Consider the following 14,288-nt stretch of genomic DNA (forward strand, 5'->3'; position numbering starts at 1 on the left):
AATGCGCAGTCGTTTCAGCCGAGACTTTTCGGGGTGTTCAAGTCTCAAACGCCCTCAATGCCTTGGATTGCTCGTGCTGGAAATACCCGTTGCGGTCACACAGGTCGTTCAAATCGGATTGCAGTTCCTTGGCCTCCTTCGTTCTGCCTTCCTGCGCCAGAACCTGCACTTCGGCCGACAGCAGCCAGGCGACGAAGGCCTCCATCTCCATGTCCCGCGCCAGTTCGAGACCTCGGTTCAGGACCAGCCGGGCATCCGGAAGTTCACCCAGAACCGACTGCACCCGAGCGAGGGGAGCCGCTGCGAAACAGCACAGAACATCGATTCCAGCATCGTCCGACACGCGCAAGGCGCGACGCAACGCAATGGCGGCGTCAGCCGGTTCGTTTCGCTGCCAGCACCAGATCCCCCGCGCGATCAGCGCAAAACTCAAGTCATAGGCCTTGCCGGTTTCTTCGGCGATCGACAGGACCTCGCGGATACCGGCATCCGCTTCGTCAAACCGATGCATCATGCTGTTGGCGTTGGCACGGGTTGCAAGCCCAAGCACCGAAATCGACCCGGTGGTGCCCGCTTCGGCCACACGGAACACCGTCTGGAACAGGTCCGCATGTTGATCAATCGCCGACCGTGCGGCCGCGAAGTTACCGTGAAACCACGCAGCCTGGGCCAGCGCAAAGGCCGCGTTTGCCTGCAGTCGCGGATCTTCGGCGTCGGTTGCGGTCCGCAGCGCGCGCTCAGACACCTCCATCGCTTGCCGCACATCCGCCAGGATCGTCAGCATGATCGCCTGGTCGACCTGAAACGCAACGCGCGCGGATGTGTCCCCCAACGCGTCGGACAAGGCTTCCGCCTCGCGTGAGATCGTCAGGATACGGTTGAAGTTCCCGCTGGCCACCAGCGAAACGCGCAGACCGCGCCGGGCGCGTAGCCCGAGGTCAACAGCCACCTGAGTGCCGGTCCGCTTTTGAACTTGGTCGATGCACCGCAGGGCGTTTTCGAAATAAGAGACGGCGGCCTCGAATGAAAACAGTTTGATCGACATCTCGCCGCACCGCGTATAGGCCTCGGCAGCCTCCAGCCATAACTCGCCCTTGTCCGCGTGACGGGCGATGGACTGTGCCACGTCCAGATCGTCGGATGTTCCGCGGCTCAGCAGAGTTTCATAAATCGCACGGTGCAGCCTTGCGCGGCGCTGGCGTGGAATACTGCGATACCCGACCTTCTGCACCAACGCATGGCTGAACCGCAGCTGCTGACCGTCCTGAGATTCCGGCAGCTCAAGAAAACCGCGTTCAACCAAGGTCGAAATCTGGGTTTTGGCGTCGAAGCCCAGCCGTTGAAGCGTGTCGGCCAGAACACCCCACGTCCACTGCAACCCGCCGACGGCAACCAGCTGCAGAGCTTTGCGGTCCTCGCTTTGCAGTGCATCAATCCGGGATGCGATCAACGGTTGAACCCGGGCGGGGATCTCGATGTCGCCCAGGCTGTCCATCGCTCCGTCCTTGAACCCGGCTTGCGACATGCGGTCCCGCATGTGGTGGGCAAATTCTTCAACGAAAAGCGGTGTGCGGCCGCTCATGGCTTCGATGTATGAGCCCAGCTGACCATCGATGTCGCTCTGGCCCAGCAAGCGCGTGATCAGATCCTTGCAGGCCGCCTCGCCCAGCGGGGCGACCGGAACGACCTTGAGCAAACCCATCGGGTCGTTCGTGAACAGGTTCGCGTTGCGCGAGGTCAGGAGGATCAGAACATTCGTTCCCCGCACCTGACCCAGCAGGTTGTCGATGACGTCCAGAGTGCCCTGGTCCGCCCAATGCAAATCCTCGAACAACAGAAGCAGGGGCTTGTCCTGCTTCATCGACAGAACCAGCCGCGACAGCATCTGGTTCAATTGCCTCCGTCGGCGAGACGGGTCTACAGCCGACAGTGCCGGTTCCATTTGGAAACGGCTGAACAGCGAATACAGGGCCGATCGGGTATGCGCATCCAGGAACTTGGTCCCGCCCAGAACGTCGGACAGCTTTTGGTCCAGTTCTGCATCGGATTTGGTGTCCGACAGTCCCAACCGGGCATTGATCACGCGGGTGATCGGCAGATACGCAGCTTCCTGATCCAGCGAAAAGCAGTTGAACTCCAGAACCTGGTGCGCGCCCAGAGGCCAGTTCTCGACCAACTCATGCAGCAGCCGAGATTTGCCAACGCCAGCCGCCCCCAACAACAGAACCGAGTTGCCCTTGCCGTCGCGCGCCTGGTTCCACGCCGCAACAAGCTCGGCCAGTTCCCTTTCGCGTCCGACAAATGGCGAACGTTCGCGGCGCGCCCGCGCCATCCAGCGCGACACCTGTTCTTTGCGGCCGGTGATTTCGAACAGTTTGATCGGACCCGCACCCCCGTCCAGCTCGAGATCGCCCACATGGGTATGGTCGAACAGATCGCCGGCATTCTCCAAAACCTGACCGGAAACCGTGACCACGTTCTTTCTGGCTGCGGCCTCGATCTTGCTGGCGATGTTCATGACCGGTCCTAGAAAGGCCTGCTCTTCCCCGAGGGTGTGTTGCAACTGGCCCACCAGCAATTCGCCGGAATGAACGCCAACCCGCACATCCAACTGCCGATCGTCCAGCTTGCCGATGCGTTCGATGATCCGCTGGGCGCTGGCTATTGCCTTGACCGCGTGATCCTCGTCCGCGTTCGGTGAACCAAAAACCGCGAGCGCTCCATCGCCGGTGAACAATGTCGTTGCGCCGAAATTTTCGCAGATCGACATGATCAGTTCGATGGCAGGGCCCAGATGGCTGACGGCGTCTTCGGGATCCAAACTGCCGATCATCATGGTCGAACGAACAATGTCGGCGAACAGAACCGTGCACATTCTGCGCTCGGTCGGTTCGATCTGGACCTGTTTCCTCATGTTCAAGCGCCCCCCGACTGCCCGAGTACAGTATGTCGCTGATCCCGGCCTTTTTCCAGACACCACGCAAGGGTGGCGCGGACCATCCACGGCATTGATATTGAGTAAAAAAACTATTAACAATTGGCCTTGTATTGCGAAAGGAACAATTATGAGTGACCACCATACTCGGGGTTTGACCCTGGAAGATGTTCAGCAGATCATTGGCCGCGGCATCCTTGACGAGGCCTTTCGAAAAGAATTCATCGACAACCCCGAAGGCGTAGTAAACCGCTTGGGAATCTCGCTCGATCAGGATGGCGAGGCGCGCAAGCTGTTGGCCGCGATTGGGAACGTCTTTTCCGGTGAATCCGACCTGAAGTCGGCGATGCAAGACATCAAGAAAGCCTATGAAGATACGTCCGACGGTGTGATCCGGCCCCGCTGCGCGTAACTTCGCATGAGCGAAAGCGCGACCGTCTCCAGTCAGGACCAAGGCGCAGCCCTGCATCAGCTGTGTCTGGTGTCCATGCCGTTTTCTTCCCTGCAACATCCAGGGCTTGGGATGTCTCTTCTTGCGCAGCTGGCACGGGACAACGGCTTTGCGACGACCGAGAAGTACTTCAGCTTCGACTATGCCGAGGCGATCGGCCTCGATGAGTATTTCATGCTGTCTGATGGCCGCTGCTATCAGGCGCTGCTGGGTGAATGGATATTCAGCGATCTGATCTACCCGCGCAGCGATCTGGACGCGATGGACTACCTGACCACGGTGCTTGGTGACTATGTATCCGGAGTCGAGTGGCTGGCGTTCATGCAAAACGCCATCGCAGCCCGAAAGCAAGCCGGAGCGTTTGTCGAACGTTGCGCCGATGCGGTGGTGGAACAGAACCCGACCGTGATCGGGATTACGTCGTCGTTCCAACAGGTCATGGCCTCGATCGCACTGGCCCGGGCTGTGCGGAAACGGTCAGCCGACGTGATCATAGTGATGGGCGGCGCTAATTGCGAGGGGCCGCTCGGGCGCGCGCTTATACAGGCACATCCTGAACTGGACGCGGTTTGCATTGGCGAAGGCGACCATGCCTTTCCCGAGTTTCTGAAAGCCCTGGGGCCCAGCAGACCCTTGCCCGTGGTCGAGGGGTTTCTGAACCGGAGCCAATTGGATAACCCGCTGGAGGAGTCTCGACCGCGCCTGACCACGGATCTGGACAAGCTGCCCATACCGGACTTCAACGCCTTCTTTGATCAATTTCAAAACACTGCGGGACTATCAGAGCGCCTTGTGCCATCTGCTACGATCGAAACATCGCGTGGCTGCTGGTGGGGAGCGAAACACCATTGCACTTTCTGCGGATTGAACGGTCAATCGATGACCTACCGGAGCAAGTCAGCCGAGCGGGCTTATGCCGAATTCTGCACGCTTGCCGATCTCTATGGCCCGGATCTTGTCGTGGTCGACAACATTCTGGATCACCGCTACCTCAAGACCCTGATCCCGAAGCTTGCACAGGACACCAGACCATTCCTGATGCATTACGAGGTCAAGTCGAACCTCTCGCCGACCGTGATCGCCCGTCTGGCCGACGCCGGCGTTCGAAAGATCCAGCCGGGGATCGAGACCTTCGATACTCCGACCCTTGCGCATATGAGAAAAGGGGTCAGCGGAATTCAGAACATCCAGACGCTGAAGCTGTGTGCCGAGGTCGGAGTTTTTGTCGAGTGGTGTTTCCTCTACGGGTTTCCCGGTGAAAGCCCCGAAGCCTTCGAGCGGATGGCAAAGCTCATTCCGCTGCTGCATCACCTGCAACCACCCGGCTCGATAGGACCGGTGCGAGCGGACCGGTTCAGCCCTTATTTTGAACACCCCGAAGCATTTGGGGTCGAGGTCGAACCAGCGAAGCCGTATTCATTCATATTCGACCTGCCGCCCGAAGAAGTCTGGAATTTCGCCTACCATTTCGACATCGTCGACAACGGTCCAAGCCCGCCAGCGCAGCGCGCGGCGTCGACGCTGGATGCTCTTTCTGCATGGCAAAGCGAGGCCGGTACGTCAGCCCTCTACGTCGAGGGCGACACGGTGATCGACCGGCGTGCGTCAGGCCAACGCGTTGTTCACCAATTGGACGAGGCGGCTCGGGCCATCCTTGACCTGAGCCCAGTGATCATGGGCAGGGCGCTTCTTGGCGATCAGGTGTCCGATTTGTACGGGGTGGACGCGTTTGAAGCCGCGATGGACCGCCTTGAGAAGCTTGGGCTGATCTATGTCGAGGACAAATCCGTATTGTCCCTCGCCCTCAGGTCCCCAGGATTCCAGCGGGCGCCGACTTGGTCCGAGATCCGCAATGCGCCTGAACGTGCTTTCGCCGCTCAATTTCCCTCAGAATTCACAAGTGCACAGGTACCGGGACCACAACCGGCGGCATAAGACCGGACCCGGAGCGTATCGACGCCCCGGATCCGACTGACACTTAAAGAGCGGCCCTGAACAATCCGGCCAGGTTTTCCTCGGTCAACTCGATGGGGTTGCCACCGCACGAGGGGTCAATGATCGCACCCTTGACCAGCTCCGGGATCGCATCTTCGGTCACACCCAGATCGGACAGCCCGCGCGGGATGCCCAGCGAGTCGTTGAACTCCTGCACGAAGGCCCGGAACCCGTCGAACCCGCCCGAAATGCCCAGATAGGCTGCGGCCGCGTCGAACCGGTCGGCGATCACAGGCGCGTTGAATTCCAGAACCGGTGGCATGCAGACCGCGTTGGTGGTGCCGTGATGGGTGTTGAACACCGCGCCGATCGGGTGGCTCATGGCGTGGATCGCGCCCAGCCCTTTCTGGAACGCCGTCGCACCCATGGCGGCCGCACTCATCATTTGGGCGCGGGCCTCGATGTCGGTACCATCGGCATAGGCGCGCGGCAGAAAGTCCTTGACCAACCGCATCCCTTCCAGCGCGATGCCTTGGCTCATCGGGTGGTAATGGGGGCTGGAATAGGCCTCGACACAATGCGCAAAGGCGTCCAAGCCGGTCCCGGCGGTGATGAATTTCGGCATGCCCACGGTCAGCTCGGGGTCGCAGATCACGACGGTCGGCAGCACCTTGGGGTGGAAGATGATCTTCTTGGCATGGGTTTCCGAATTGGTGATGACGCTGGCGCGGCCCACTTCCGAGCCGGTGCCGGCCGTCGTCGGCACCGCGATGATCGGCGCGATCGCCTCGGCGTCCGCGCGGGTCCACCAATCGCCAATGTCCTCGAAATCCCAGACGGGCCGGCTCTGACCGGCCATGAAGGCAACCATCTTACCCAGATCCAGCCCCGAGCCGCCGCCGAACGCGATCACACCGTCATGCCCGCCCGCCTTGTAGGCGGCCACGCCAGCCTCGAGGTTCTTTTCGTTCGGGTTCGGGTCGACCTCGCTGAACAGGCCCCGGCCCAGCCCGGCGGCCTCGAGAATGTCCAGCGTCGCGGCGGTGATCGGCAGATCGACCAGGCCGCGGTCGGTCACCAGAAGCGGGCGCTTGATCCCCGCCGCCGCGCAGGCCTCGGGCAGTTCCTTGATTCGGCCCGCACCGAATTTGATCGTGGTCGGATAGGACCAGTTTCCAACAAGACTCATGTCAGCTTTCCTTGTGTTTAAGGCCTGCCCCGGCGAGGGGGTCGGTCCGGGGCAGGCAAATCGTCCTCAGCCCGTCACCTTTTTCAGGTGGTAGGATTTGGGACGTGTCAGGTTGTGATATCCGATGATCGACAGGCCGCCGCCACGGCCGGTATTCTTGCACCCGGTCCAGCACAGACCCGGGTCCAGATAGTCGGCCCGGTTCATGAACACGGTTCCGGTCTCGATCCGGTCGCCGACGCGTTCGGCCCGCGCCACATCGCGCGTCCACAGCGAGGCGGTCAGGCCGAACTCGCTGTCATTCATCAGCGCGATGGCCTCGTCATCCGAGGACACTTTCATGATCCCCACGACCGGGCCAAAGCTTTCGTCGCGCATCACGCGCATGTCGTGGGTGACGTTGGTCAGGATCTGCGGCGTCAAATAGGCGCCGCCATCATCCTCGGCAAATTTCTCGATATGCGCCACGGCACCGGCGGCCACGGCCTCGGCGATCTGGGCGCGCACCTCGTCGGCAAAACGCACGTTGGCCATCGGCCCCAGCGTCGTCTCCGGATCCAGCGGATTGCCCAGCTTGTAGCCCTTGACGATCTCGACCGCCTTGGCGACGAAATCGTCATACAGGCTTTCATGCACATAGATCCGCTCGATCCCGCAACAGCACTGGCCCGAATTGAACATGGCCCCGTCGATCAATGTTTCGGCCGCCGCATCCAGATCGGCGTCGTCCATGACATAGCCCGGGTCCTTACCGCCCAACTCGGTGCTGACGGGTGTAAAGGTGCCAGCCGCCGCACGTTCCATCGCCTGCCCCCCGGCGACCGAACCGGTGAAGTTCACGAAATCGAACGCCCGGCCAGCGATCAGATCGTTGGTCACGTCATGGCTTAGGAACAGGTTCTGGAACACGTCCTCGGGCACGCCTGCCGAGTGAAAGGCCCGCGCCATCCGCTCACCCACCAACAAGGTCTGCGTGGCATGTTTCAGCACAACCGTGTTGCCCGCGATCAAGGCAGGCGCCACCGTGTTGATCGCCGTCATGTACGGATAGTTCCAGGGCGCCACGACAAACACGACGCCATGCGGCACGCGCTTGATGTAGCGCTTGAACGTCTCGTCCTCGCCCACGGCAATATCGGCCAGCGCATCGCGCGCAATGCCCGCCATGTGAGTCGCGCGTTCGTTGAAACCGCCGAACTCGCCGCCATAGCGCACCGGCCGGCCCATCATCCGGGCCAGTTCCGTCACGATCTCGTCATTCATAGCACCCACGGCCGCGACGCCGGCCATCACCAGATCGATCCGCTCCTGCAACGGCCGCGCCGCCCATTCCGCCTGCGCCGCGCGCGCCCGAGCCGCTGCGGCGAATGCCGCGTCACGATCCAGCGTGTCCCGCTCGGCAAACACCGATCCGTCGATCGGCGAGATACATTTCAACACCTGACCCATTGGTCACTCCATCCTCAAGCAAAGCAGACCCGCTGCTTCATCTGGCCAAAAAATTCCGGGGAGCGTGAGGGGCTGGCCCCTCACATCCGCCCTCTACGCCCGCTCGAACCCGCGGGCAATCTCCCAATCGGTCACCACGCGCTCGAATTCCTCGATTTCGACCTCGGCGGCGCGGACATAGTGGTCGACCACGTCATCGCCCATGGCCGCCCGCAGCATGGCCGAGCCATGCAGCGCATCCCGCGCCGCGCGCAGGTTGCCCGGAATCATGCCGGTATCCCCCTGATAGACATCGCCCTTGGTCGGCGGCTGCAGCTCCAGCCCTTCCTCGATGCCCGCGATCCCTGCGGCCAGCATGCCCGCGATGGCCAGATAGGGGTTCATGTCCGAACCCGGAATCCGGCATTCCACGCGCACCGCCTTGGTGCCATCCCCACACAGCCGGAACCCCGCGGTGCGGTTGTCCACCGACCAGATGATCCGCGTCGGCGCAAAGGTGCCCTTCATGAACCGCTTGTAGCTGTTGATGTAGGGCGCCATGAAATAGGTATAGTCGGCCGCGTATTTCAGCAGGCCCGCCATGTAGTTTTTCATCAGGTCCGACATGCCCAGCGGATCGGCCTTGTCAAAAAATGCCGGTTGCCCGTCCGTCCACAGCGACTGATGCACATGCGACGAACTCCCGACCCGGTCGTGATGCCATTTCGGCAGGAAGGTCGCCGCATGGCCGTACTGCCATGCGATCTCCTTGACCGCGTTCTTGGCGATCGAATGATACTCGGCCGTCTGCATCGCCGGGGCGTATTTGATGTTCAGCTCTTCCTGCCCGGCCTCGGCCTCGCCCTTGGAATTTTCGACAGGAATGCCCGCATTCCACAGGTGATTGCGGATCGGCCGCATCACATGCTCTTCTTTGGTGGTCTGCAGGATGTGGTAATCCTCGTTGTAGCCTGAGATCGGTTCCAGATCGCGGAAGCCCTCCTTGCGGATCTGATCAAAGCTCTTCTCGAACAGGAAAAACTCCAGCTCGGTCGCGCACATCGCCTCATAGCCCATGGCCTTCAGGCGATTGACCTGCTTCTTCAGAATGGCGCGCGGAGAATGCGGCACCTCCTCGTGCGTGTGGTGATCCAGCACGTCGCACATCACCATCACCGTGCCCTCCAGCCACGGCACCGGGCGCAGAGTGCTGAGGTCGGGCTTCATGACATAGTCGCCATAGCCGCGCTCCCAGCTGGTCGAGGCATAGCCGTCCGGCGTCGCCATCTCGAGATCGGTGGCCAGCAGGTAGTTGCAGCAATGGGTTTCTTCCCAGGCCCCGGCCACGAAATGCCCCGCGTGGAATCGTTTGCCCATCAAGCGGCCCTGCATGTCCACCATGCAGACCAGAACCGTATCGACCGAGCCTTCGGCAACCTGGGTCTTGAGCGTGTCGAAGTTGAGCATGAGCCACCTATTTCTGCGCCGGCGCCACCTACCGGACTGACGTTTTCAACGGCCTGCCCCCGGTATGAGGGCAGGCCGGTTTCACATTAGCCGTACCGGTAGGGACGGCCAGCCTTTTGCATGTCGGCATTGTACTTCTTGATGATCTCGACAACCTTCGCCTTGGTCTCGGACTCGGCTGCAATCTCATCCCAGAAGGCCACTGCAGCGGCTTCGACCTGCGCCCATTCTTCATCCGGGATCGAGGTCAGCTTCATCTTGTCACCATTCACGCGAAGCGATGCCTCGCCGCCCCAATACCACCACTGACGGTAGTAATGCGACTGATCGGTGCACACGCGGAACAGTGTCTGCAGGTCTTCGGGCAGTTCGTTCCAGCGGTCCATGTTGGCAAAGAACGACCCGGCCCAGGCGCCCGAGATGTTGTTGGTCAAGAAGTAGTTGGTCACATCCGCCCAGCCGACGGTGTAATCCTCGGTGATGCCCGACCAGGCGATGCCGTCCAGCTCGCCAGTCTGCACGGCAACCTCGATGTCCTCCCACGGCAGGGTCACCGGGACCACGCCGAACTGCGACAGGAACCGACCCGCCGTCGGGAAGGTGAAGACCCGCTTGCCCTGAAGGTCCGCCAGGCTGTTGATCGGGTCCTTGGTGGCAAAATGGCACGGATCCCAGGCGCCGGCCGAGATGTGCTTGACGCCCACTTTGGAATACTCTTCGTCCCAGATCTCGTTCAGACCGTACTGGTTGAACAGGACCGGAACATCCAGCGAGTAGCGCGAGGCAAAGGGGAAATAGCCGCCGAACACGGTTACTTCGGTGGGCGATGCCATCGAGTCGTCATCCGACTGCACCGCGTCGATCGTGCCGCGCTGCATGGCGCGGAACAGCTCGCCCGTGGGCACCAGCTGGTCGGCATAGAACAGCTCGATCTGCATCCGGTCGCCGGCGATCTGGTTGAACATCTTGATGGCCGGATCGATCACATGCTCGGCCAGCGCGGGGCCGGCATAGGTCTGCATGCGCCAGCGGATCGTGGATTGCGCCAGCGCCGGGGTTGCCAGCGCGGCGGCCGGGGCCGCGGCGGCCCCTTTCAGGAATGTGCGTCTGTTCGTCATCTTCTCTCTCCGTTGTCGGTTTCGATGGGCGAGAGACCAATCTCTCGCATGTGCCTCGGTATGTCCGGGGTCATTTGTTGTAGATGTAGTCGGGCAGCCACAGCGCGATCTGCGGGAAAGTCATGATTATGGCCAGCGCCAGCGTCATCACCATCACGAAGGGCAGGATCGAACCGTAGATGTCGCGCAGCGAAATCTCGGGCGGGGCCATGGCCCGCATCAGGAACAAGTTATAGCCGAAGGGCGGCGTCATATAGGCGATCTGCGTGGTGATCGTATAAAGCACCCCGTACCAGATCAGGTCGAAGCCCAGTTCCCCCACCAGCGGCACGTACAGCGGCGCCACGATCACCAGCATCGCGGTGTCGTCCAGGAAGGTGCCCATGACGATGAAGCTCAGCTGCATCAGGATCAGGATCAGCCAGGGGTTCAGGCCAAGGCGCTCGGTGAACAGGGTCTCGATCGCGCGCACGGCGCCCAGCCCGTCGAACACCGCGCCAAAGGCCAGCGCAGCCAGGATGATCCACATGAACATGCAGGTGATGCCCAGGGTCGAGCGCACCGAGACCTCGAACACCTGCCGCGTCATCCGCCCTTTCAGCACGGCGGCCGCAAAAGCCGTCAGCGCACCGATGGCCGAGCTTTCGACCAGCGAGGTCCAGCCATTGACGAATGGCACCATCATCGCCGCGAAGATCGCCAACGGCAGCAGTCCCGCGCGCAGCAGCCGCAGTTTTTCCGCCATCGGCACGTCGCGCTCTTCCTTGGACAGGGCCGGGCCGAGTTCCGGGTTTATCCGGCAGCGGATCACGATGTACAGGATGAACATGCCCGCCATCATCAGGCCCGGCAGGATGCCCGCCAACCACAGCTGCCCCACCGGCTGACGCGCGATCATCGCATAGAGAACCAGTACAACAGAGGGTGGCACAAGTATCCCAAGTGATGATCCGGCCTGGATCACTCCGGTCACCATCCTCTTGTCATAGCCCCGTTTGAGCAGTTCGGGCAGCGCAATCGTGGCCCCGATCGCCATGCCTGCCACGCTCAGCCCGTTCATCGCCGAGATCAGCACCATCAACCCGATCGTGCCGATGGCCAGCCCGCCATTCAGTCCACCCATCCAGACATGAAACATCTTGTACAGGTCGTCGGCGATTTTGGACTCGGCCAGAACATAGCCCATGAAGATGAACATCGGCAGCGTCAGCAGCGGGTACCATTTCATCAGCTTCATCGCGGCCGAAAACCCGATGTCATAGCCGCCACGGTCGCCCCAGAGCAGAAGCGCAGCCACCACGGCCACGAAACCGATGGCGCCGAATACGCGCTGACCGGTCAGCAGCATCAGCATCATGGTCGAGAACATCAGGATGGCGATCAACTCATACGACATCAGATCACCTCGCGCGGGATGTCATCGCCCTTGAGGCGCAGAATATCTTTGAAAAGCTCGGAAATGGCCTGCAGCAGCATCAGGATCAGCCCCACGACCATGATCACCTTGATCGGCCACAGATAGGGGCGCCACGCGGTCGGGCTGCGCTCGCCATATTGCAGGGAATAGCTGAGCGAGTCGAACCCGCCATAGATCATCACGCCCAGGTAGAAGATGAGGAACAGGACGGTGAACGCGTCGGTCCAGGCCCGTCGCCGGTGCGACCACTCGCTGTAGAGAAGGTCCATCCGCACGTTCGAACCCATCTGGATCGAATACGGCCCGCCTAGGATGTAATAGGCGACCATCGCGAACTGCGCGACTTCGAGCGTCCAGAGCGACGGAAGGAAAAAAGTCTTCGAGATAGACGACCACAGCAGGATGCCCATCATCACGAAGATACTGTACATGACGATCCGCCCTATCCAGCGGTTCATGCGGTCGATGACCGCAATATATCCCCGCATGAAACTCATACCTGCACCCCTACCCTCATGTGTTCTGCCCTGCGTCCGAAAAGGTTTCGACCGTGGCGGCCAGTATTGGCGTCAATAGCCCCACGATCCGATTGACCCCGGTCGGTGTGTCGATCAGATCATTGCGGATCTCGATCATCACGTTGGGCAAGCCCCGCGCGATACCGTGCTCGCGCAGGGTGTGCGTGACACCATCCTCTGGCGAATAGGGTTCGTTCAACGCCACTCTCAGCCCGCAATGCGCTGCATGGTTCAGCATGACCTGAGCCGCACGGTCATCAGAGTCATGCAAGATCCCCAGTTCGACCGCCCGGGTCTTGCCGTTGTAGATTGGTGTGAAACTGTGGATCGTAATCAGGACAGGCGGTTCTGGGCGGCGGTCCAGCGTCTGCGACAAGAGACCCCGGAACGGTTCATAAATGGCGCGAACTCGCTGGGCGCGCTGATCCACCGTCAGACCGTGGTTGCCGGGCACCGCAAACACCTCGCTGCGCGGAGGCATCGAATCTTCTCGTTTGGGCGGACGATTGCAGTCATAGACCAGCCGACTGACCCGCGAGTGTACGAGAGGTGCATCCAGGGCTCCGGCCAGTTCAACCGCAACCTCTAGCGCCCCGATATCCCAAGCAGCGTGTGAACGGGCCGCCACGTCGTCCAACCCCAGCCCATCCAATGCCGCAGGTATGAACCGGCTTGCGTGTTCGCACACCAGAACCGCGCGTGCCACACCACGCGCATTCAACACACGTGCGGCGGGCGCTTCCAGCGGGGATAACAGGGATGACTCGGTCTTGGACTGCATGCGTAGCATTTGTTACAGCGGCCTTGGGCCTGTCAAGAAAATTTCTGTAGACAAAATTACAATCACTCATATCCTGTAGCAAATTGAATAATATGAGGGCGCCGATGGCCTCTGTCGCCAAAACGGTCAAACAACGCATTCAGGACGAACTTGAAGGCCTGACCCGCTCGGAACGGCAGCTGGGATCGGTCCTGTTGCAGGATTATCCGATGGGTGGGCTGCAATCGATCACCAAGCTGGCCGCGGCGGCGCAAGTGTCCACCCCGACGGTCATTCGCATGGCGAGAAAGCTGGGTTTCGATGGGTTCCCGGCGCTGCAGGAGGCGCTGCGTGAAGAAGTTGCGGCACAGATCCAAAAGCCGATCTCGAAGCGCGACGCCTGGATCGTGGATGATGAAACCGAGCATCCGATCACGCGTTTTGCCCAAGCCGTCTGGACCAACATGCGACACACACTGGAGCGGTTGGACAAGTCGATGTTCGACGCGGTGGCCCAGTTGCTGGCCAATACCGAGCGCCATTTGTATGTCGTCGGCGGTCGGATCACCCGATCGAACGCCGACTATCTGTTCAACCACATGCAGATCATCCGGCCCAACGTGACGATGTTGGGCAACTCGGCCAACGTATGGCCGCAATACCTGCTGGACATGGACGAAAGCTCGGTTCTGGTCATCTTCGACATCCGCCGCTACGAGGCGCATCTGGAAAAGCTGGCGCAAGTTGCGTCCGATCGCGGGGTGACCGTCGTGCTGTTCACCGACCAATGGGGGTCGCCCATCGGCAAATCGGCCAACTATACCTTTCACGCTCTGGTCGAAGCTCCATCAAGCTGGGATTCGACGATCGCCCTTCAACTCATTTCGGAAACGTTGATTGCGGAGGTTCAGGAGGCGCGCTGGGAAGAAAGCAAGGAGCGTATCGAGGAGTTGGAGCGCTATTTCTCGACCACACGGATCTTCCGCAGCCACGAGGCGTGACGAACGAACCATCGCCTGTGCGCCGGATTTTGGTTGGAAATGCCGCATCTGCTTGGTAGCCATTGGGCA

Annotated in this window: 11 protein-coding genes; 3 read left to right on the forward strand and 8 right to left on the reverse strand. The window is 60.9% G+C overall.

What is annotated here, in order from left to right:
• Positions 1-37: 37 nt before the first annotated feature.
• A complete protein-coding gene (locus AC2FNL_RS10200; protein WP_496833445.1) occupies positions 38-2,914 on the reverse strand; it encodes an ATP-binding protein in 2,877 nt (958 codons plus the stop codon).
• 151 nt (positions 2,915-3,065) lie between these two features.
• Between AC2FNL_RS10200 and AC2FNL_RS10205 the strand changes: the two genes are divergently transcribed.
• Positions 3,066-3,347 carry an Os1348 family NHLP clan protein gene (locus AC2FNL_RS10205; RefSeq protein ID WP_170341959.1) on the forward strand — a complete coding sequence of 94 codons (282 nt, stop codon included), beginning with the start codon at positions 3,066-3,068 and terminating at the stop codon, positions 3,345-3,347.
• Positions 3,348-3,422: 75 nt separating this feature from the next.
• Complete coding sequence (locus AC2FNL_RS10210; RefSeq protein WP_496833777.1) at positions 3,423-5,321, forward strand: RiPP maturation radical SAM C-methyltransferase; 1,899 nt, start codon at positions 3,423-3,425, stop codon at positions 5,319-5,321.
• Between the two features lie 43 nt (positions 5,322-5,364).
• Here the strand turns inward: AC2FNL_RS10210 and AC2FNL_RS10215 are convergent, their stop codons facing one another.
• From AC2FNL_RS10215 to AC2FNL_RS10245, 7 genes are all read right to left on the reverse strand, one after another.
• Positions 5,365-6,510 (reverse strand): iron-containing alcohol dehydrogenase, encoded by a 1,146-nt coding sequence (locus AC2FNL_RS10215; RefSeq protein WP_093963093.1) that lies wholly within the window; start codon positions 6,508-6,510, stop codon positions 5,365-5,367.
• Positions 6,511-6,576: 66 nt separating this feature from the next.
• Positions 6,577-7,959 carry an aldehyde dehydrogenase family protein gene (locus AC2FNL_RS10220; RefSeq protein ID WP_093963094.1) on the reverse strand — a complete coding sequence of 461 codons (1,383 nt, stop codon included), beginning with the start codon at positions 7,957-7,959 and terminating at the stop codon, positions 6,577-6,579.
• A 93-nt stretch (positions 7,960-8,052) separates the two neighbouring features.
• On the reverse strand, positions 8,053-9,405 hold the full coding sequence (locus AC2FNL_RS10225; protein ID WP_093963095.1) for a glutamine synthetase family protein: 1,353 nt from the start codon (positions 9,403-9,405) through the stop codon (positions 8,053-8,055).
• 86 nt (positions 9,406-9,491) lie between these two features.
• A complete protein-coding gene (locus AC2FNL_RS10230) occupies positions 9,492-10,523 on the reverse strand; it encodes a TRAP transporter substrate-binding protein (protein WP_093963096.1) in 1,032 nt (343 codons plus the stop codon).
• A 70-nt stretch (positions 10,524-10,593) separates the two neighbouring features.
• Positions 10,594-11,919 (reverse strand): TRAP transporter large permease, encoded by a 1,326-nt coding sequence (locus AC2FNL_RS10235; protein WP_170588808.1) that lies wholly within the window; start codon positions 11,917-11,919, stop codon positions 10,594-10,596.
• Positions 11,919-12,437: a TRAP transporter small permease subunit gene (locus AC2FNL_RS10240; protein ID WP_496833448.1), complete on the reverse strand. Its 519-nt coding sequence runs from the start codon at positions 12,435-12,437 to the stop codon at positions 11,919-11,921. Before AC2FNL_RS10240 ends, AC2FNL_RS10235 begins: the two co-directional genes overlap by 1 nt.
• 16 nt (positions 12,438-12,453) lie before the next feature.
• Positions 12,454-13,239: an N-formylglutamate amidohydrolase gene (locus tag AC2FNL_RS10245; RefSeq protein ID WP_496833449.1), complete on the reverse strand. Its 786-nt coding sequence runs from the start codon at positions 13,237-13,239 to the stop codon at positions 12,454-12,456.
• A gap of 104 nt (positions 13,240-13,343) precedes the next feature.
• Between AC2FNL_RS10245 and AC2FNL_RS10250 the strand changes: the two genes are divergently transcribed.
• Complete coding sequence (locus AC2FNL_RS10250; RefSeq protein ID WP_170341384.1) at positions 13,344-14,219, forward strand: MurR/RpiR family transcriptional regulator; 876 nt, start codon at positions 13,344-13,346, stop codon at positions 14,217-14,219.
• Positions 14,220-14,288: the final 69 nt, after the last annotated feature.

Source organism: Ruegeria sp. CRTD044 (genome assembly GCF_059613485.1).